21 protein-coding genes are annotated in these 18,958 nt (G+C 62.7%); 6 read left to right on the forward strand and 15 right to left on the reverse strand.

Annotated features, from left to right (window positions below):
• Positions 1-8: 8 nt before the first annotated feature.
• From SIN04_RS05695 to SIN04_RS05730, 8 genes are all read right to left on the reverse strand, one after another.
• The gene (locus SIN04_RS05695; protein WP_341264284.1) at positions 9-1,649 is read right to left on the reverse strand and encodes a complex I subunit 5 family protein; all 1,641 of its coding nucleotides are present in this window, start codon (positions 1,647-1,649) and stop codon (positions 9-11) included.
• Positions 1,646-3,139, reverse strand: a complete 1,494-nt coding sequence (locus SIN04_RS05700; RefSeq protein WP_134487110.1) for a complex I subunit 5 family protein — start codon at positions 3,137-3,139, stop codon at positions 1,646-1,648. The genes SIN04_RS05695 and SIN04_RS05700 overlap by 4 nt, the downstream gene beginning before the upstream one ends.
• Positions 3,136-3,480: an NADH-quinone oxidoreductase subunit K gene (locus SIN04_RS05705; RefSeq protein WP_134487112.1), complete on the reverse strand. Its 345-nt coding sequence runs from the start codon at positions 3,478-3,480 to the stop codon at positions 3,136-3,138. Before SIN04_RS05705 ends, SIN04_RS05700 begins: the two co-directional genes overlap by 4 nt.
• Entirely contained in the window at positions 3,477-4,424 is a 948-nt protein-coding gene (locus SIN04_RS05710; RefSeq protein WP_341264285.1) for a hydrogenase subunit MbhD domain-containing protein, read from the reverse strand. The genes SIN04_RS05705 and SIN04_RS05710 overlap by 4 nt, the downstream gene beginning before the upstream one ends.
• Positions 4,421-4,714, reverse strand: a complete 294-nt coding sequence (locus tag SIN04_RS05715) for a monovalent cation/H(+) antiporter subunit G (protein ID WP_134487118.1) — start codon at positions 4,712-4,714, stop codon at positions 4,421-4,423. The genes SIN04_RS05710 and SIN04_RS05715 overlap by 4 nt, the downstream gene beginning before the upstream one ends.
• Complete coding sequence (locus tag SIN04_RS05720) at positions 4,711-4,998, reverse strand: monovalent cation/H+ antiporter complex subunit F (RefSeq protein ID WP_134487121.1); 288 nt, start codon at positions 4,996-4,998, stop codon at positions 4,711-4,713. The genes SIN04_RS05715 and SIN04_RS05720 overlap by 4 nt, the downstream gene beginning before the upstream one ends.
• Positions 4,991-5,494 carry a Na+/H+ antiporter subunit E gene (locus SIN04_RS05725; RefSeq protein WP_341264286.1) on the reverse strand — a complete coding sequence of 168 codons (504 nt, stop codon included), beginning with the start codon at positions 5,492-5,494 and terminating at the stop codon, positions 4,991-4,993. Before SIN04_RS05725 ends, SIN04_RS05720 begins: the two co-directional genes overlap by 8 nt.
• Positions 5,495-5,747: 253 nt before the next feature.
• Positions 5,748-6,122 (reverse strand): hypothetical protein, encoded by a 375-nt coding sequence (locus tag SIN04_RS05730; RefSeq protein WP_134487124.1) that lies wholly within the window; start codon positions 6,120-6,122, stop codon positions 5,748-5,750.
• On the opposite strand from SIN04_RS05730, the gene SIN04_RS05735 reads away from it, so the two are divergent.
• Positions 6,112-7,209: a hypothetical protein gene (locus tag SIN04_RS05735; protein WP_341264287.1), complete on the forward strand. Its 1,098-nt coding sequence runs from the start codon at positions 6,112-6,114 to the stop codon at positions 7,207-7,209. The genes SIN04_RS05730 and SIN04_RS05735 overlap by 11 nt on opposite strands.
• Before the next feature lie 91 nt (positions 7,210-7,300).
• Here the strand turns inward: SIN04_RS05735 and SIN04_RS05740 are convergent, their stop codons facing one another.
• Together SIN04_RS05740 and SIN04_RS05745 are read right to left on the reverse strand one after the other, a co-directional pair.
• On the reverse strand, positions 7,301-7,510 hold the full coding sequence (locus SIN04_RS05740) for a hypothetical protein (protein WP_134487127.1): 210 nt from the start codon (positions 7,508-7,510) through the stop codon (positions 7,301-7,303).
• 423 nt (positions 7,511-7,933) lie between these two features.
• Positions 7,934-8,209, reverse strand: a complete 276-nt coding sequence (locus SIN04_RS05745) for a hypothetical protein (RefSeq protein ID WP_134487130.1) — start codon at positions 8,207-8,209, stop codon at positions 7,934-7,936.
• A gap of 381 nt (positions 8,210-8,590) precedes the next feature.
• Here SIN04_RS05745 and SIN04_RS05750 point away from each other — a divergent pair, with 381 nt between their 5' ends.
• The 3 genes from SIN04_RS05750 to ppa all read left to right on the forward strand — a co-directional run bounded on the left by SIN04_RS05750 (position 8,591) and on the right by ppa (position 11,607).
• Positions 8,591-9,862, forward strand: a complete 1,272-nt coding sequence (locus SIN04_RS05750) for a hypothetical protein (RefSeq protein WP_134487133.1) — start codon at positions 8,591-8,593, stop codon at positions 9,860-9,862.
• A 111-nt stretch (positions 9,863-9,973) separates the two neighbouring features.
• Positions 9,974-10,480 carry a GNAT family N-acetyltransferase gene (locus tag SIN04_RS05755; protein ID WP_134487136.1) on the forward strand — a complete coding sequence of 169 codons (507 nt, stop codon included), beginning with the start codon at positions 9,974-9,976 and terminating at the stop codon, positions 10,478-10,480.
• 590 nt (positions 10,481-11,070) lie between these two features.
• Positions 11,071-11,607, forward strand: coding sequence for an inorganic diphosphatase (gene ppa / locus SIN04_RS05760; protein ID WP_134487139.1), 537 nt, complete (start codon positions 11,071-11,073; stop codon positions 11,605-11,607).
• A gap of 48 nt (positions 11,608-11,655) precedes the next feature.
• Here ppa and metW read toward each other — a convergent pair whose 3' ends face one another.
• The 3 genes from metW to panD form a co-directional block, all read right to left on the reverse strand.
• The gene (gene metW / locus SIN04_RS05765) at positions 11,656-12,225 is read right to left on the reverse strand and encodes a methionine biosynthesis protein MetW (RefSeq protein WP_244605935.1); all 570 of its coding nucleotides are present in this window, start codon (positions 12,223-12,225) and stop codon (positions 11,656-11,658) included.
• A gap of 77 nt (positions 12,226-12,302) precedes the next feature.
• Positions 12,303-13,499, reverse strand: coding sequence for a homoserine O-acetyltransferase MetX (gene metX, locus SIN04_RS05770; protein ID WP_134487145.1), 1,197 nt, complete (start codon positions 13,497-13,499; stop codon positions 12,303-12,305).
• A 220-nt stretch (positions 13,500-13,719) separates the two neighbouring features.
• Entirely contained in the window at positions 13,720-14,187 is a 468-nt protein-coding gene (panD, locus tag SIN04_RS05775; RefSeq protein ID WP_134487148.1) for an aspartate 1-decarboxylase, read from the reverse strand.
• Positions 14,188-14,535: 348 nt separating this feature from the next.
• Between panD and dapE the strand changes: the two genes are divergently transcribed.
• Complete coding sequence (gene dapE / locus SIN04_RS05780; protein ID WP_134487151.1) at positions 14,536-15,705, forward strand: succinyl-diaminopimelate desuccinylase; 1,170 nt, start codon at positions 14,536-14,538, stop codon at positions 15,703-15,705.
• On the opposite strand, the gene SIN04_RS05785 is transcribed toward dapE, so the two are convergent.
• Both SIN04_RS05785 and SIN04_RS05790 read right to left on the reverse strand, forming a co-directional pair.
• The gene (locus tag SIN04_RS05785; RefSeq protein ID WP_134487154.1) at positions 15,702-16,274 is read right to left on the reverse strand and encodes a cytochrome b; all 573 of its coding nucleotides are present in this window, start codon (positions 16,272-16,274) and stop codon (positions 15,702-15,704) included. The two genes, dapE and SIN04_RS05785, sit on opposite strands and share 4 nt — an antisense overlap.
• An 89-nt stretch (positions 16,275-16,363) precedes the next feature.
• Positions 16,364-17,521, reverse strand: a complete 1,158-nt coding sequence (locus SIN04_RS05790) for a 2'-deoxycytidine 5'-triphosphate deaminase (protein ID WP_341264288.1) — start codon at positions 17,519-17,521, stop codon at positions 16,364-16,366.
• 157 nt (positions 17,522-17,678) lie between these two features.
• On the opposite strand from SIN04_RS05790, the gene SIN04_RS05795 reads away from it, so the two are divergent.
• On the forward strand, positions 17,679-18,905 hold the full coding sequence (locus SIN04_RS05795) for an O-succinylhomoserine sulfhydrylase (RefSeq protein WP_134487160.1): 1,227 nt from the start codon (positions 17,679-17,681) through the stop codon (positions 18,903-18,905).
• The last annotated feature ends 53 nt before the right edge of the window (positions 18,906-18,958 follow it).

The following is an 18,958-nucleotide window of genomic DNA, read 5'->3' on the forward strand; positions in this document are numbered from 1 at the left end:
TCAATCTGTCAGAGCCGGATCATCATCGCGGCGCCGAAAACGATGGCCAGAACGAGAAGCGAGACGGCGGCGGCGGGCCACTGCCTGATTTCGCCGTCCGCCCGCTCCAAAGCCGCGCCAATGACGAAGCTTTTGCGGAAGGCGTCCTCGCCGATGCCGACAATGTCCCCCGCGGGCGGGCGGGGCAGGCGGTCGCCCCAGCGCTGCAACAGGAGGGCGAGCGCAGCGCCGATGAGAACCGGCCACAGCCCTTCCCAAAGCGCGTAAGGGGTCAGCGCATCGGCGACGTGGCCGCCCATCCGCGGATAGAGCAGCCAGGGAACCAGCACGGCCGCCAGCGCCATTGCGAGCCAGGGTGCGATGAGCCCGGCCGGCGCCGCTGCTTCGGCCTCCCGCGAGGCCTCGTCGGCGAGACGGCGCAGGAAATGCAGCATCAAAAGCGTGGTGCCCGCCGCCGAAAATGCTGCGAGCGCGCCAACAGGGCCGTCTCCCAGTTGCGTCTTGACCGCGAGTTTCGCCAGCGCGCCGCCTGTCAAGGGCAATCCCCCCAGACTCAGCGCCAGCACCAAAGCCGGCGCCAACGTCAGCCACAGGCGGCGGCGGGACGACGCCGCCGCGACGCCGACGGCGAGGAAAAGCGCCCCTTTCACAATCACATGATGGGCGCCATAGAAAGCGGCGTCGAGCGCCGCGCTCCGGTCGCCGGCGGCAAGCCCCATGCCGAGCACGGCGGCGATCACGCCCATCTGGCTGATGCTGGAATAGGCGAGAACCGTCTTCGGATTTTGCTGCGTGACGCCGATGGCGACGCCATAGAAAGCGGAAAACAGCCCGATTGCCGCCAGCGTCTCGCCCCAGCCGGGCAGAGCGGCGCCCAACGGCAAAAAGCGGATCATGCCAATGACGCCGGCTTTCACGGCGGCGCCGCTCAGAACCGCAGCTGCCGGAATGGGCGCCGCCGAATAGGCAAGAGGCATCCAGCCATGCATGGGAACGAGCGCGATTTTCAGCCCGAACGCCAGGACGGTGAGCGCCAGCGCCGCATCGCGCCAGGGCGAACCCGGCAGCGCCGCCATGACGTCACGGATTGCAAGGCTGCCGCTCGGCTCGCCCGCCGCCAGCAGAACGAAGCCCATCAGCAAAAAGGTCTCGCCAAGCACGGTGAACGCCATGTAAACGCCCCCCGCCCGCGCGGCGGCGGCGTCGTCATCATGCGCGACCAATACAAAGGCCGGGATGCTGACGAGCGCGTAAACAAAATAGAAGGTGAGAAGGTCGGCGGCGATGAAGACGCCGAGGCTGCCGGTCAGCGTCAGGAGCCAACCGACAGCAAAGAGTTCGGCTTTTGGTTTACCGCGCAAATCCCGGAATGCGTAGACGCCGCCGCCGATCCAGAGCAGGGCTGCGACGGCGAGCAGCATTGCGCCCGGCGCATCGAGCAGGAGACCGAGCCGGAGCGCTGGTAGCGCGAACGTCAATGGCGGGCCGCCGATCGCCAGCAGCGCAGCGGCGAGCGCCGGGAGCGGAGCGAAAGGCGCCAGCGCCAGCGCATGGCGGCGCAGCCTGCCGGACAGGCAGGCGACGAGCAGAATTAGCGGCGCCGCCAGCGTTCCGACAAGCATCCCTTGGCCTATCGCGCCGCCGATCATGGGAGCCCTCCCAAAGGCAGCCGGCCGATTTGCAGCAGCTCGAAGAAAGCCGGCGGCGCGAAGCCGAGAAGCGCCCCGACAACAGCCAGCGCCAGCGCGATGGCTTCGCGGCCGCGCCGCGGGCGCGCCTTCAGAAGCGGGCGTCCATTCGCCAGCGCCGGGGCGAGGGCGCGATAAATGTAACCGCCGGCGAGAAGGCCGCCCGCCAATATTACAATAGCCCAGATCCATTGGCCGGCCTCGACAGAGGCTTTGAGCAGAAGCCATTTTGCCGCAAAGCCGCCGCTCGGGGGCAATCCCATCAGGGACAGGCCGCCAAGACCGAACGCAAACACGGTCATCGGCATCGCCCGGCCAAGACCGCCGAGCTCTTTGATGCGGTCATGGCCGAGGCATTCGGCGACAAGGCCCGCAGCGAGAAACATCGCGGCCTTGGCGAAAGCATGCGAGAGGGTCTGCATCAAGCCGCCGCTCCAGGCGACCGCGGCCCAGGGATGCGCGCTGCCGGCGGCGAGCGGAAACATCAGGAACAGATAGCCGATCTGCGCGACGGTCGAATAGGCGACGAGGAGTTTGAGCCGCGCCTGCCGCAGGGCGAGCACGCTGCCGAACAGAATCGCCGCCGAGCCAAGCGAGGCGAGGATCGCCATTGCCGTCTCGTTGGGAACGGCCGGCAGCACGTCGAACCAGAGCCGCACGATCAGAAAAAATGACGCCTTGACGACCAATGCCGACAGTACGGCGCTCGCCGCCGCGGGCGCGTTGGCGTGAGCTGGCGGCAGCCATAAATGCAGCGGGAAGAGAGCGGTTTTGGCGAGAAGGCCCGCCGTCATCAGCCCGGCCGCGACCCAGACGGCGGGCTCGGATTGAATCCGGCCCGACAGAAGCAGGATGTCGAGCGTGCCGTAAGCGCCGTAGAGCAGAGCGGCGCCAAGCAGATAGAGCACGGACCCAAACAGGGCGAAGAGCAGATAGCGCAACGCCGCGACAAGCGTTTCCGGCCGCCCGTCGAGGCAAACAAGCGGCACGGCGGCGAAGGTCAACAGCTCCAGAGCGACATAAAGATTGAAGAGATCGCCGCCGACGAAAACAATGTTCAGCGCCGCCAGAAGCGCCTGCAGCAGCGTCCAGAACGCCAGCGGCGCGCGCGCCTCGGGAACGCCCTCGGGCGTGCGGAAATTGGCGCGCGCGAAAAGTCCCGCGGCCGCGATCACCAACGCCGCCGTCACCAACATCACGGCCGAGAATCCATCGGCCCGCAAGGCGATCCCAAGCGGCGGACTCCAACCGCCAAGAACGTAGACAATCGGCCTCTGCGCGCGGAAAACGGCGAACGCGATGGCGATGGCGACGCCTAGTGAAAGCGGCATGAGGGCGAGGGCGATGCGTTCGGCGTTTCGCCCGCCGAGCAGAAACGACAAAAGCACGCCCGCGACCGGTAAGACGATCGCAAGGACCAGCAGGAGGCCGCCGGTTGTGGCGTGTATCACGTATCGCCTCCGTCGGCGGGAGGCTTTGGCGGCGGAGCTGTTGGTCGCAGCGACGTCCGCCCGGTTTCCTGAAACAGCCGGAGCAACAAAGCGATGGCGAGCGCGCTTGCGGAAAAAGCGACGACGATGCCTGTGATGACCATTGCCTGAGGCACGGGGTCCGCGGGAAATCCGGCGGCCGCGCCCTTGCGGGCCATGATGCCGAACATCAGAAACACGCCGCTGCCGAGCAGATTGAAGGCAAGGATCTTGCGCAGCGGCTGCGGCTTGACGATGAGGCCGTAAAGGCCAAGACCGACCAGCGCCGCGCCGATCAGCCCCGCCAGCGTCGCAGCGGTCATGGGCGTGGCGCCCGCGTTGGCGGACCCGCGACGAGCATGGGAAGAATCGCCGCGATGGTCAGCGTCATGAACGCCTCGATGAAAAGGATAAGCGGCTTGGCGAAGCCTGAAGGGTAGGCAAGAAAGCTTCCCGCAGCCAGAACGCCCGCGGCGCCGATCGCCATAAAGACCATCGGCCCGGCAATGAGCGTCATGCGCAGCCAGAGGGAATTGATCTGCGGGGCTTCGACGAGCCTTGCCATGATGACGATCATCCACATGGCGGCGAGAATGGCTCCGCCCTGGAAAGCGCCGCCCGGCTCGTCCGCGCCGACCCAGAAGATATGAATGCCGATGAGCACGCCGAGCGGCGCCAACATTTGAGCGAGGAAAGCGAGCGCGCCCTCAGGCCGCCCCGCACGTGGGGCGCCGGGGGCGCCGCCCCACAAGTGGTCAGGCGCGAGCGACCATACGCCGATGACGGCGAGGACCAGCACCACCTTCTCGAGCATGGTGTCGAACGAGCGATAGGCGATCAAGACAGCGGTGATCGGGTTGCCAAGGCCGGTCGCGGCGAGGTGCTCAGCCGCGGCCGGAGCCAGGGTCGGCGCCGGATCGGGCAAAAGAAGCACAACAGCTGCGAGCGCCGCCGCCACAACGGCGCAAAGGATTCCGGCAAGGATGCGCCAGGGCGCGCTGAGTTGCTCCTCAACGGTTGATCTTTCGGCCTCGCGCAGGCGCGCCGCGGCGCCGATCAGCAGAACGCCGGTGACGCCGCTGCCGATCGCAGCCTCCGTCAGCGCCACATCGACCGCGAACAGGCGAACCCAGACGATCGAGAGCAGCAATCCATAGGCGACATAGCCGACGACCGCCGCGAAAGCCTCACGCGCGAGGATGGTCCAGACCGCGACGGCGAGAACCAGGGCTCCGAGCCCGACATCGAGAGCCTGAAGCACGCTCATGCGACAGGACCCTTGCGCCGTATCCCGCGCGCGATGAGTTGCGCTGTGGTCGCTCCGGCCAATTGCACGAGCGCCCAGATGGCGATGAGTTTCAGCGCTCCAAGCAGATTGTCCGCGCGGGGCAGCAGGCCGAGCACAACGAGGCCGAGACCGAGATTATCGGCCTTGGTCAGCGCGTGCAGCCGGCTCAACGCGTCCGGAAAGCGCAGCAGTCCGATGGCGCCGGCGAAGAAAAAGAAGGCGCCGGCGCAGATCGCGACGGTGCTGAAGATGTCGAGAACGAGGCTCATCTGCCTGTCGTCCGTTGCGTGTCGTCCGGCTCGGCCGGCGCGCCGCCGCCGACAAAAGCGACCGACGCGAAAGCGGCGAGCAGGGCGAGGCCCAAGGCGACGTCCTCGACGCCGCGCGCGCGGGTCGCCGCGGCGACGAGCAGAAGCGAGGCGACGCCGCCCGTGCCGAGAAGCTGCGCCGCCATCATTCGGTCGGCGTTGCCGGGGCCGCCGAGAATCCGCACGAGGCCTATCGCGACGGTGAATAGAACGAAGCCGGCGGCGGCGAGGAGAAAATCACTCATGCCCGAGCGCCCGCATGAATAACGATTCTTCCGCGGCTAGATTTGCAGCGACGGGTTGCTCAACATCAAGGCAATGGACGAGCAGAACTCCAGCGTCGTCGATTCCGGTCGGCAAGGTTCCGGGCAGAAGACTGCTGAACGCGCAAAAGGCGCTCCGGGCGCCGCCAGGCGGCAGCCGCAAAGGGTAGGCGACAAATCCCGGACGCAGCGGCAGCCTTGGGTCGAGCGCGCGCCAGGCGACCTCGACGCCGGAGACCACAGACTGTCGCGCGAACCGCAGGATAAGCGCTGCGAGCGCCAACGGCCGCAGCCGCGACTCTCCAGGAGGCAACAGGCGCAGACTTGTCCAGGTTGCGGCTGCGGCTGCGGCGGCGCCGACAGGGAGATTAGCGAGGTCGCGCCCGGAGATCATCAGCCAAAAGGCGAAAAAAATCGGGCCGCGCGCCGTGGCGGCCCCCGCCCGCCGGACGCCGGCTTCTGCCCTCAACGCGCTCAAAACGACCGTCCAGCGTCAGCGCGGGACGCAGAACGAGCGAAATCACAGATACGCGAAAGGCTCAAAGACATTCACGAAACCTCGGAGGCATCTCGCGCTGCCTGTTGGTTTGGCTGGCGTCGCCAAACGACGAGTGTCAGAGATTCTGGAAAACTTTATCAGCTTCCTTCAGCTGCACAATGGCTCTGCGTTTCATGCGTCGAAGACGCACGGCATAGCGTTGACTGAACGCGGCGACCCTCACCGGCGCGGATCATGAATTCGAGCGCAGGACAGATTGGGACATCGCGCACAGGATTGAGACTTCAAGCTCAATCCAAACCAGCAGAAATCCGACATAGTTCAGGAAAAGCAAAACCATTGCATGGAAGAGCCGCGCCCCTCCAGCAGCCGCAGGCATCGCCTCATAAGCCATCGACCCGACAATTTTCTCCTGGCCCCCCTCCATAAAGATTGTCGGTTCGTTGGTCTGCGGCAGGGATCTGGATCCCTGCCGCAGATCGCTTTCGCCCGCTTCGACGCCAGCAGATTCGTCTCTTTTCTCTGCTCCTTCGCGCTGCCATGTCGCAACGGCGACAAGATTGGGTCGCAAAGGCTCGCTATGACGCCTCGTCGCGATGACCGGCATCGGCGGGGCGATCGTCGGAGATCGCGCAATGGGATTCGGGGGCAGGGGACAAGGGCGACGGCTTCGTGGAATCCGCCCGCGCCCTGGGCTCATAGCCCTTTCGGCCATCTTGCTGCTTGGCGCGACACAGCGGCTCGCGGCTCAGGCAGCCGCCAGTGATGCGAGGGACGACGCCGATGCGGCGCTGATCGACGCGCTTTTGGCGACTCCCAGCGCGCTGACTCCAGCGCCGCAGACGAACATCTTCGCAACCAGTCCGGGCCTTGAGGAGCAGGCGCCCTCGCCACGTTTCACATTCAATGTTCTGACGCCTGTCTATTTCAATTCGAACCCCGAATCGGCCTCGGTCGGAAGCGTCTCGACGGCCGCGATCAGCCCGGTCGGATCGCTCTCCTGGGCGGCGCCGGTTTTCGATCTGCCTTTAAGATTGTCGGCCAATCTGCGCGCCGAATCAGATCGATTCACCGGGTCGAGCGGTCCAGATCTTGACAAGCTCGCCGGGACGCTCCGCCTGCAGGCGATCGACCCCAACAATGATCAGGGCTTTTCTCCCTATCTCGTCTATGCGCCGAGGATGGATCTTGCCCCAACTTTCGCGCAGGAAATCGCGACGCGTCAGGATCTCAACCTTGGCTTCAACAAGATCTTCAATTTCGATGCAAACTTCCAGGCCATCCCCGCCGCCGGCAACACCCGCGCCTCGACCGCCTGGTCCTTCGGATTGACGTTTTTTGCTCAGCGAAGGTTCAGAGATCCAACGCCGTCATCTTACGCTCTCTATGTTATTCCATCGCTATCCTACGTCATTGACGAGCAATGGAACGTCAGCCTCGGCGTGGAAACACTCCGCCGCTGGTTTGATTCGAACGGCGGCGTTTCGCGCGCGGACTGGCTGGTCGAACCTATCGCCACGCTCGAATTCGTGCTGCCGGCTTCGTGGTTCGGCGCTGAGGGAAACGCGCGGCTTTTCGGCCAGCCGGCTCTCGATTTTCAGACGTCCTACGAGAGGGCCTCGTCAAGCTTCTCTATTTCGAGCTTCAGCACATGGAAAGTCGGCGCGGCGCTCAAGACAGGCTGGCGCTTTTGAGGCAAGGCCTGTCCCGCCGTGCGATCGCGCCCGCGCGCCGGGCGCGATCCTCCTCGCGTCGATAAAGATTGAGCTGAGTCATGATCGACGGTCAGCCGGCGCCGCCGACGGAACAGACGATTTTTTCATATTCTTCGCCCTGGGGACCGATCGCAGACTGCGCGAGCTGGCTCTGGCCCCAAAGGCCGCACATCATGGCGTTGCCAACATCTGGCCCGCGCGACGCGCTGATGGCGTTCATGGGCGAACACTCTTCGACAGGGGTCGACAAGGAACAAACGAGAATCAAGATCTTGGTCATCACTGCTTTCCAGTCTTTCTGGACGCCGACCTCCCGACATCATTTTCCCGTTACAAGCAAGTCCCGTGCCGCTGATGCTTGCCGGCCGAGGACCGCGACCGGACCATTTAGCGCATCGAGCTAACAAAACTGACGCGTCAGACGCTTAAGGTCTGAAAAGAGCCATCATCACGAGACCAAGCAGCGCCAGGGCGGCGATCGTCCTTGTGTCATTGGCGAAAGCTTTGCGAAGAAGTTTCATAGGCTTTGCGTCCATTTTAAGAGCAGAAACCCCCCATCCGCCTGGCGGGAGCGACCGCGTCGGAAGAGCCTGCGCCCCTATCCTTAATGCGGTGTTTACGAAATCTGAGTGCTTAACCGCACTGGAAGGCGGGCGCATGACCCAAAGCAGCGCAATGTGCGATTTGCCGCCAACAAACAGCTCTAATGCCGGTAATGCCGGTAATGCCGATAGCGCCGGTGATGGTGGTGATACCGGCCGGTGTGCTGCGGAATGCCGAGCACGCCTTTGACGCCGCCCGCGACCCCTCCGACCGCGCCGCCCACCGCGCCGCCAACAACGCCACCGACGGGACCCGCCGCGCGATGCCCTGTCGCCGCGCCTTGCTCCGCGCCACGCACGACGCCTTGAGCTTCGGCCGCCAGCGGCAACGCGAGCGCCCCGACAAGGGCCGCCGCGAAGATAAATTGCCTTTTCATCGGAAATCTCCTTTGGGAGCCGCATTGGCCCCCTTTTTATGGACTGATCGACCCTTTGGGATTCTTGATCCCGGATGGACCTTGGCGAAACGGCGTGGCGCATTTGCGGCGGCGCTCTCAGTCCTCTCACCGGGCGATGAAATACAAGGACGGCGGATCGCGTGGAAATGGCGTCGCGCGCCAACAGATGTTTTGGAGCGTGATCCTAAAATTCTTTCCAGATTGCGCGATGGGAGCGCGCCCGGCGAGGCGTTTGGCTTCTGCTTCCTTTTTGCAATTCGGCTATAAACTGTTGCGCAAGATCCACAGCGCCGGAAGATTTTGGACGCTAAGATGAATGTGCGGGGCAGATTATCTGCGCCCCTTTGACCGAAGTGGGCCATGTCCGTCGCCTCCCACCATACTGAAACGCCCGCCGCCGACGCCGCAAAGCTGCTCATTCGGCTCGGATTGACGATTTTGATGGTGGCGCTGCCCTGCGTCGGCGTGGTTGCGCGCGGCGCGATCTACGTGCTGATGCCGATCGGCGCCATTCTGATCTTGATCGGCGCCGTCGTCGGCGCGCCGGACCATGGGCCGCGTCACTTGCGAACCGCGCTGCTTTCTCCGGCGGGCCTCACGGCGCTTTTTCTGACTTTCTGGGCGGGCCTTTCCCTCGCTTGGACCCCGTTCCCAGGGGAGGCGGCGCAGCGCTTCGCGCAGATCGTCGGGACGACCTTTCTCGTCGCCCTCGTCGCCGCATTTCTGCCGGCGCGGACGAGAGCGGTCGATCTTTATCTTTTGCCTGTCGGCGCCACGCTGAGCGCCCTCGCGATGCTGGTCCTTCGATGGCGCGCCCCGGACTGGTTCGTCGGCGCTTCGGAATTCGACGATTCGCTGTTTGAGCGCTCGATGATCACCTTGATCGTTCTGGTCTGGCCGGCTCTCGGGGCCCTGTCCTTGCGGGAACACTGGATTTTCGCGGCGGGACTGGCCATGCTCGCCGCCGCAGTGGCGCTTGTTGGATTTGCTCAGATCGGCCTCGCGGCGATGGGTGCGGCGGCCTTCGTCTTTGCTCTCGCAATGTCGAATCCGGGCGCGCTCGCCCGCATTCTCGGCTTCATCTTCGCGGGCCTGGTTCTGTTCGCGCCAATGCTGCCCTTGATCTATGCCCCGATCTTTCACTGGACTGGCCGCGATCCGGGCGCCGCTTCGCAATCCATGTTGATCTGGCGCGATCTGATCATTTCGGAATGGCCCCGCCTTATCACCGGGCATGGCTTTGATACAGCCAATCACGGCCTCAGCCTTGGCTATTTGCCCCCGTTGACGCCGAAAAGCCTCCTGTTCGTCATTTGGTATGATCTCGGCGTGATCGGCGCCGCCGCGTTCGCGTTTCTGACGGCGCGAATCTTCCGATTGGCCGCCAGGAGTCCGGCGATCGTCGCTCCCTCCGTTCTGGCAGGTTTCGTCGCCGTCCTCACTCTGTCCTTTCTCGGCGTCGCCACGGCCCAGATCTGGTGGGTGACATTGATAGATTGTGCGATCATCGCTTTCATCATCCTGATCAAAGGCATTTACCGGACGCAGCGGCCGGCGGCGCCGATGACCGAGAGGGCTCTTGATTACGATGGCGAAGATGCGGCTTCGGCGGCGGCTCTGCGGAGCGGCTGAAGGCGGCGCTTGTCGAGCGCCGGCGCGGTTTTTGAATCCGCGCGCCCGATTATTGCATGCGGCTCCAAGAAGGTCTTGCGGGCGTGGGGCAAGCGGTTTTAACATTGCCTTATGATCGAGGCAGTCATCACCATCAGAAACGCGCGTGAAGGGGACGCCCAGGGCATCGCCGACGTGCATGACGCCGCTTGGCGGGACGCCTATCGGGGAATCATCCCCGGTCGGGAGCTTGAGCGCATGATCGCGCGGCGCGGACCGCGCTGGTGGCATTCGGCGATCGTTCGGGGATCGCGGCTGCTTGTTCTCGATTTTGACGAGACGATTGGCGGCTATGCCAGCTATGGGCGCAACAGGGTGCCGTCGCTGCGCTATGGCGGTGAGGTCTTTGAGCTCTATGTGGCGCCGGAGTTTCAGGGCCTTGGTTTCGGCAAGCGCCTGTTCGAGACGGCGCGCAAGGATCTCGCCGAGCACGGCTATCCATCCTTCCTCGTATGGGCCCTCGCCGACAACGAGCGGGCCGTGCAATTCTATAAGAGGCTCGGCGGATTGAACGTGCGTCAGGCCAATGAGCGTTTCGGCTCAGAGATCCGGGCGCGGCACGCCTTCGCTTTCAGTTGAAACGCGACTTTTCGGGCCGACATCATGCGGTAAAACAAAGGCTTAAAGAGAGGAATGCAATTCTGCCTGAACGCATTCTGCTCACGGGCTGGGTCCACAAAGATTGCAGACGACGTTGGGAACAAGATCATGCGTCGAAACAGAGAGATACAGAGAGATAAGGAGCGCTGCCGATCCGACGCCGAAGCATCGTGCCGGCGCATCGCCGGCGTGACTCGCTGGTTCCTGTTTCGCGCAGAGGGTCCGTCGCGGCATTTGGGATAATGCTTAGGTTGGACTTGAAGGACGCCGGAGCTTGGAGCATAAGGCCCGGGAACCGGGCTTGAAACAATCTCAGGCCTTTGGCTCGATTATCCTCTCCGTCACTCTTGCGGGAACGTCGTTTTCGCTGATCCAGCTGATCTCATTGACGTCTTTGCTGTCTGGCGTCGCGTCATGCCAACTTTCTTCACTCCAGGGAAAAATGACGTAGCGTGGCGGATCCGTGGAGCATCAAACGTTCCTGGCGCGGCGTTCGGGCTTTGGACAAAAGAGGTAGAAACCATGATCGCCAGAAGACGATCGTGACTTGGGAAACTTAGGAGACGTCCATGCGCCTCGACGCAATTTCGATCGGCAAGAATCCGCCTGGTGAAATCAATGTCGTGATCGAAGTCCCGATCGGGGGCGAGCCGATCAAATATGAACTGGATAAGGCGGCCGGCGCCCTGATCGTCGACAGGTTCCTTTACACATCCATGCGTTACCCCGGAAACTACGGGTTCATTCCGCACACCCTCTCCGAGGACGGCGATCCATGCGACGTCATTGTCGCCAACACCCGCGCGATCGTCCCCGGAGCTGTGATGAGCGTCAAGGTCGTCGGCGTGCTGATCATGCGCGATGAGGCCGGACAGGACGAAAAGATCTTGGCCGTTCCGTCCGCGAAACTGACCCAGCGTTACGCGAAAGTCGAAAACTACACGGATCTGCCTGAGATCACTTTGCAGCAGATCGAGCATTTCTTCGCCCATTACAAGGACCTTGAACCGAACAAATGGGTCAAGATCGAGCGCTGGGGCGATGCTGAGGAGGCGCGTAAGCTGGTTTCTGAATCGATCGAACGGGCGAAAGCGGAGAAGAAATAGGCTTCGCTGTTTTTGTCGGCGCTTGGGGCGGGCGCGGCGCGGCCTGCCTCATTCCTTGCGAGATAGCAAAAACACGCCTTGCTCGCCGAACAGGTTCCAGATCCAGGGCGCGCTATAGGCCAAAGGCCTGCCGAAACGGTCGAGCGCGACGCCGCGCTCGATTCGCGCGCCTATGGCGTGAACGAGATCGATGAAATCCTGAATTGTGCAGAAATGGATGTTCGGCGTCTCGTACCAGATGGTCGGAAGGTTCCGCGTCAAAGGCATATGGCCGCCTAACGCGATCTGCGCGCGAATGCGCCAATGGCCGAAATTCGGAAACGAGACGATTGCGCGGCGCCCGATCCGCAGCATCCCTTCGACCACTTCTCGCGGTCGCCGAGTGGCCTGTAGCGTCTGCGACAGGATCACATAGTCGAAGGCGTCGTCGGGATAGGCGGCAAGGTCCGTGTCGGCGTCGCCCTGAATGACTGAAAGCCCCTGCGCGACACAATCATTGACGCCCCGCTGCGATAATTCGATGCCGCGCGCGTCGACGCCCTTTTCTTCGGCCAGCAGGCGCAAAAGCGCGCCGTCGCCGCAGCCGACGTCGAGAACGCGGCTATTCGCCTCCACCATCGAGGCGACCAGAAGCAGGTCGACGCGCGCCGTCGATTCACGCGGCGGCGCGGCCGCTGCGGCGTTTGGGCCAAGGCTCAAGGCTCGGCCCGTGGCTTGGCCGGCGGCAATCCCCGCGCCCGCGCGGCGGAATCGAGAAAGCCGCGCGATGTCGCGATGAATTCGGGGATATTGAGCAAAAAGGCGTCGTGGCCGCGATCGGTTTCGATATCGACGAATGAAACCGAAGCGCCGCCGGCGTTCAGCGCGTGCACGATGGCGCGTGAGGCCGACGTCGGATACAGCCAGTCGGACGTAAAGGAGACAACGCAAAAGCGCGCCTTGACTCCCCGGAAAGCCTGCGCCAGCGAGCCGTTATAGTCGGCGGCGAGATCAAAATAATCGCAGGCGCGGGTCACATAGAGATAGGAGTTCGGGTCGAAACGATCGACGAAGCTCAATCCCTGGTAGCGTAGATAATTTTCAATCTCGAATTCGGCGTCGAAAGTGAAGGCGCGCGCCTCGCGATCCTGCAGCTTGCGGCCGAATTTGCTCTGCAGGGCCTCGTCCGACAAATAGGTGATGTGGGCGGCCATTCTGGCGACGGCGAGACCTTTCGTCGGGATGACGCCCTCCTCGAGATAGCGTCCGTTGCGCCAATCGGGATCGGCCATGACCGCTTGGCGTCCGACCTCGTGGAAGGCGATGTTTTGCGAGGAATGCTTGGCCGCGGTTGCGATCGGCATGGCGGAGAAAAGGCGCTCGGGATAGCTTGCGACCCACTGGAGCACCTGCATGCCGCCCATCGAGCCGCCGACGACGCAAAACAAAGTCTCAATGCCGAGATGGTCAATCAGCATCGCTTGCGCCCGCACCATGTCCCGGATCGTCACGATTGGCAGATCGAGGCCATAGGGGCGGCCGGTCGCGGGATTGAGCGAAGCCGGGCCAGTGGTGCCCATGCAGCCGCCGATGACATTGGAGCAGATGACGAAATAGCGATCCGTATCGATCGGCCGGCCGGGACCGACCATGCTGCTCCACCAGCCAGGCTTGCCGGTGATGGGGTGCTCATTGGCGACATGCTGGTCGCCCGTGAGCGCGTGGCAGACGAGGATGGCGTTGGACTTGTCGGCGTTCAGTTCGCCATAGGTCTGGTAAGCGATCGTCCACTGGTCGAGACAGCCGCCTGCGTCCATCTGCAACGGATGATCGGCCCCGAAATGGGCGACGAGACTGTGCGGCGCGTCAACCTCGCGAAGGCCGCTGGTCTTATTTGACACGACGATGGTCAAAGGCTTGCCAATCGTTCGATATTGCGAACACGGTGTCCGATATATAGGAGACCCGCGCCGAGAGTGTCAAGGTTTAGACCGTGGCGTTCTCGCCGGTTTTTGGGCGACAACCTGCCCTAACTTATTGAGGAGAGACGGATTCAGACTTTGGAGCGCAATCTGGACGCGTTTCTTTCTTCAATCCAGCAAAAGCTGGATCATCTGGCGCGTGTCGAACGCTTCAGCTCGCCCGCTTCTGACGTAGGCCGGATTTCAAAGGCACGCCCAGTCGCGCGCCTTCCTCGTCGAGAATGGCGAATTGATAGCCGCCGGCCTCGTCCCGGCTGACCTTATAGCGCAGCCGCTCGATGACGTTATTTGAGGCGTCGAAAGTCAGGATCGAAGGGCTCAGCTCGGTGATGCCGGCGCCGTCCAGATAAACGGAGCTGCAAATGATCAGTTCGTCGCCGGGCTGGCAGGTGCGGGCCGCCGCGCCGTTGAGGATGCAGCAACGCGAGCCGCGCTGGCCCAAAATGACGTAGGTCGAGATTCGGGCGCCGGAATTCTTGTTCCAGACGTCGACGAATTCGAGCGGCAGAATGCCAGCGGCTTCGCAATGGTCCGGATCAAGCGTGATCGAGCCATGATATTCGAGGTTCGATTCTGTGACGCGGATGCCATGAAGCTTTCCGCCAACCAGTTTTCGCATCGATCAATTTCCATTCGCGGCCGCGCCGGCTTTTGCCCCGCCGCCTCCGTAGAATCCCTTTGATTTCGGCGGATATCATGCCGCGCCGTCGCCTTGGCTCTTAGCCGTCCGCGCGCCGGGCGCGCATGAGATCCGGCGTCGTCGCTGCCGAGCGCCCGCAGCACATGCTCTATTTTCATCGTTTCGACAACTGAAAATAGGATCGCTCGCTCCGACTTTGTAGAAGGATATTGCCGAAAATCGGCCTCTTTGGCAGATGCGGCGCCCATGCGATAGAAACGTCTGGCGGCCGGCGGAACAATCAGGTTTCAGCCGCGAAGGGCGGCGAAAGAAGGCTTCGGAAGAAAAATGTCGGATATAGCAGCCTCAGCGATCGATCTCTGCCGCGCCCTCGTCCAATGCCCCTCGATCACGCCTGAGGACGCCGGCGCGCAGGGCGTGCTGGAGAAGCGCCTGCGCGCGGCCGGCTTTAAGACCCATCCGATTGTTTTTTCGCAAGAAGGCACGCCGGACGTCGCCAATCTTTACGCGCGCTTTGGCGAGGGTTCCCCGCATTTTGTTTTTGCGGGCCATACCGACGTCGTGCCGCCTGGCGCCGCCGCCAGCTGGCGCTTCGATCCCTTCAGCGCCGAACTCGCCGACGGCGCGATTTTCGGCCGCGGCGTCGCCGACATGAAAGGCGCGATCGCAGCCTTCGCCGCCGCCGCCTGTGCTTTCGCGGAACGGGGCGGAGCGGGCAGGGGCTCGATCAGCCTTCTTATCACGGGCGACGAGGAAGGCCCGGCGATCAATGGAACCGAAAAGCTGCTGCGCTGGGCGTATGAGCGCGGCGAGCGGTTCGATCATTGCCTCGTTGGGGAGCCGACCAATCCGGACGCGCTGGGGCAGATGATCAAGATCGGACGGCGTGGCTCGCTCAACGGAACCTTGACCGTCAAGGGCCGGCAGGGCCATGTCGCCTATCCGCAGCGCGCCATCAATCCGGTCCCGCATATCGTGCGCCTCATCGGGGCGCTGATTGCCGCCCCGCTCGATTCCGGCACGGCGCATTTCGACGCTTCGAACCTTGAAATCGTCAGCGTCGATGTGGGCAATCCGGCCTTCAACGTCATCCCGGCCGAAGCGCGGGCCAGATTTAACATCAGGTTCAACGACCTTTGGACGCCGGAGACGCTGAGCGCCGAGCTCCACGCAAGAATTGAGGCGGCGAGGAGCGGCGCCGACTACCTCATGCGCTTTGAACCGTGCAACGCGCTGGCTTTCCTCACGCCGCCCGATCGTTTCACCGATCTCGTTTGCGCCGCCATTGAAAAGCACACGGGACGCCGGCCGTCTTTGTCGACGAGCGGCGGCACGTCGGACGCGCGCTTCATCCGCGCCTATTGCCCCGTTGTCGAGTTCGGCCTCGCCGGCGCGACGATGCATATGATTGACGAGTGCGCCCCAGTCAAGGATATACGCACTCTCACAGGCATTTACGCGACTTTACTCGAAGATTACTTTAGTAGCGTTCCTTAATCCGCGTTGACCTGCTTTGGCAGCATCCGGTCGAGAACCCCGTCCCGCTTGACGATGATGTGGTAGGCCGTCCCGAGAATATGAATGGCGACGAGCGCGTAAACCGCCCATTGCGTCCAGACATGGACCGCATCGGCGATCTTCGCCAGCGGCTTGTTCTCAGGCAAAGGCGGTAGAGTGAAAAGATTGAAATAATTGACGGGATGGTTGCTCGCCGCGGACAAAATATAGCCACTCACCGGCATGACGAGGAAAACGACGTAAAGCAGCACATGCGAGAGTTTCGCGGCGATCGCTTCCCAGGGCTCGAGCGTCCAGGGCAGCGGCGGAGCGGGGTTTAGCGCGCGCCAGAAAATACGGAAAAGGATGAGCGCGAAAATCGTGACGCCGATTGATTTGTGAAACATGACCAGCGTTCCGACCCACGGGCTTTCGTGCGGCAGCACGACCATCACCCAGGCGATGGGCAAGATCGCCAAGACGAGAAGCGCGGTGATCCAGTGCAGCCATTGCGAGACAAAATGATATCGATCGATCGCATAGGTCGAGACCTGGGGAACGCTGGCCATGAATGCTCCTTGAGCTGTTGAGCTCTGCTTCATTATAAGTTTTTGGCGACATTTCGATCAAGCCAGGGGTTTTTAGCCGCCTTTCGCTCTCATCCCATTACAAAATGCTTCGAAAGCTTCAGGCCCTGGCCCTGGTAATTCGAGACGTCGCCTTCGCCATAGAGAATCTGCGGCGGCTCGGCCATTTTCTCATAGACGAGCCGCCCGATGATCTGCCCGTCTTCGAGAATGAAGGGCACCTCGTGGCTGCGCACTTCGAGAACGGCGCGCGCGCCGGGCCGCTTATCGGGGGCGGCGCCAAAGCCTGGGTCGAAAAATCCGGCGTAATGGACGCGGAATTCGCCCATCGCCGGGTCTATCGGCACCATTTCGGCGGCAAGGTCGCGCGGAATGTGCAGCCGCTCGTGCGAGGCGAGAATATAGAATTCGCCGGGATCGAGAATCAGGCGATTGTCGCCGCGGGCAAAAACCTTGTCCCAATAATCGTCGAGCTTATAGGCGCCGACCCGGTCGACGTCGAGAATGTCGGCATGTTTTTGTGCGCGATAGCCGATGACGTCGCCATGCGCCCTGGCGCTGAGCGCCACGCGCACGATCAGCCCCTCGCGAAGATTGAGATCGCCGTCAACAAGGGCCGCGTCTTTATGATGCTCGCGCAACTCCCTATCGCCGATGCTGAAGTCAGTGATCTCAAACTGCTGCGAATTCAGCCGGCGAAAACGGATTTGATTGAGCTTCGAGCCCTTCCGCACGCGCACCGAAAAACTGCGTGGCGAGACCTCGGCGTAAAGCGGCCCTTCATAGGCGCGCGCGACGCGGTCGAAGACTTCCGAGCGATCGGTGATGAGGCGGGTGAAAATATCGAGCCGGCCGGTCGAGCTTTTCGGATTGGCGAGCGCCGAGATGCTGTCCGGCAGCTTAAGATGTTCGAGGAGGGGAATGACATAGACGCAGCCGCGCTCGAGAACGGCGCCATGTTCGAGGCTGATCGCGTCCTCGTCGCGCACAAGCGCGCGCAGCTGATCCATGACCGTGCGCTCTTTGCCGGGCAAAAAGCTTGCTCTGACCCGGTAGGCGCGCGAGCCGAGGCGCAGATCAAGGCTCGCGGGCTGCAACTGGCTCTCCTCGACGTCTTCCTGCGGAAGAATCATAGAGCGCCTCAGCATCAGCTCAATCTTCTGACGCGAGAGCAACCCGAAATGAGGGCCGAAGTCATCCTGGTCCGATTTCGGGAAAGGCGTTTGCATTAAAAACCTGCATCGAGGACCAAGGGCAGGGCTCGAAAAGCCTTAGAGCGCAGGGGCGCGCAAGAGGCCAGAGGAGAGCTCAAGCAGCTTGAGATATAAGAAATAGGCGCGTAATCAACCTTGAATTACGAGTTGCAGATCAAGACGTGGAGATGAAATGGGCGATCCTCTGTCGAAACACGGCTCCAGAGCCTTGCGCCCTGCGACGCTGCTCGTTCACGGCGGCGGAACGCGCTCGCCCTTTGGCGAGACCTCCGAGGCGCTTTATCTCACGCAAGGCTATGTCTTTGATTCGATGGAGGCGTGCGAGGCGCGCTTCAAGGGCGACGATCCGGGCTTCGTTTATTCACGTTACGGCAATCCGACGGTCGCGATGTTCGAGGAGCGCATGGCTCTGCTCGAAGGCGCGGAGGCTGCGCGCGCCACGGCGACCGGGATGGCGGCCGTGACCGCCTCGTTGATGTCGCAGGTTAAGGCAGGCGATCATGTGGTTGCGGCCAGGGCGCTTTTTGGGGCCTGCCGCTACATTGCCGAGGATCTGCTGCCGCGCTATGGCGTCGCCTCGACCCTGGTCGACGGGGCAAACCTCGACGAGTGGCGCGCCGCGATCCGTCCCGAAACGAAGGTTCTCTTTCTGGAGAGCCCGACAAACCCCTGTCTCGACGTCTACGACATCGCGGCGATCTCCACTATCGCGCATGAGAATGGCGCGCTGGTTGTCGTCGACAATGTGTTTGCGACGCCGATCCTGCAAAAACCTCTGACGCTGGAGGCCGATCTCGTCGTATATTCCGCCACCAAACATATCGATGGAGGCGGGCGATGCCTCGGCGGCGTCATTCTTGGCCGCAAAGACCTGATTGAAGGCGATTTGCAGCAGTTCTTGCGCCAGACTGGCCCGGCGCTGTCCCCCTTTAACGCCTGGGTGCTTCTGAAGGCGCTCGAAACCTTGTCTTTGCGGGTGCGGCAGCAGATGCAGAGCGCCGCGCGGATCGCGGATTTTCTCGCCGCCCATCCTCACGTCAGCTTCGTCCGTTATCCCGGCCGCTCGGATCACCCGCATGCCGACATCGTCAAAAAGCAGATGTCAGGCGGCGGCACGCTTGTCGCTTTCGAGATCGCCGGCGGTAAGCCCGCGGCCTTCGCCTTCGCGAGGGGGCTCGAGGTTATCAAGATCTCGAGCAACCTTGGCGACGCTAAGAGCCTCGTCACTCATCCGGCGACGACGACGCATCAGCGGCTGACGCCCGAGGCGCGCGCGGGGCTCGGCGTGACCGAAGGGCTCGTGCGCCTCTCGGTTGGGCTCGAGGACGCCGACGATCTGATTGAGGATCTGTCGGCGGCGTTGAGCGCGCTCGACCGGCGCGGCCTCGCCGCCGAATAGGCAGAGGCGAACGGCGATCCGCGGCGACGTTTTCCTGACCGGAAAGCTGTGTT

The organism is Methylocella tundrae (assembly GCF_038024855.1).
Taxonomy (GTDB): Bacteria; Pseudomonadota; Alphaproteobacteria; order Rhizobiales; family Beijerinckiaceae; genus Methylocapsa; species Methylocapsa tundrae.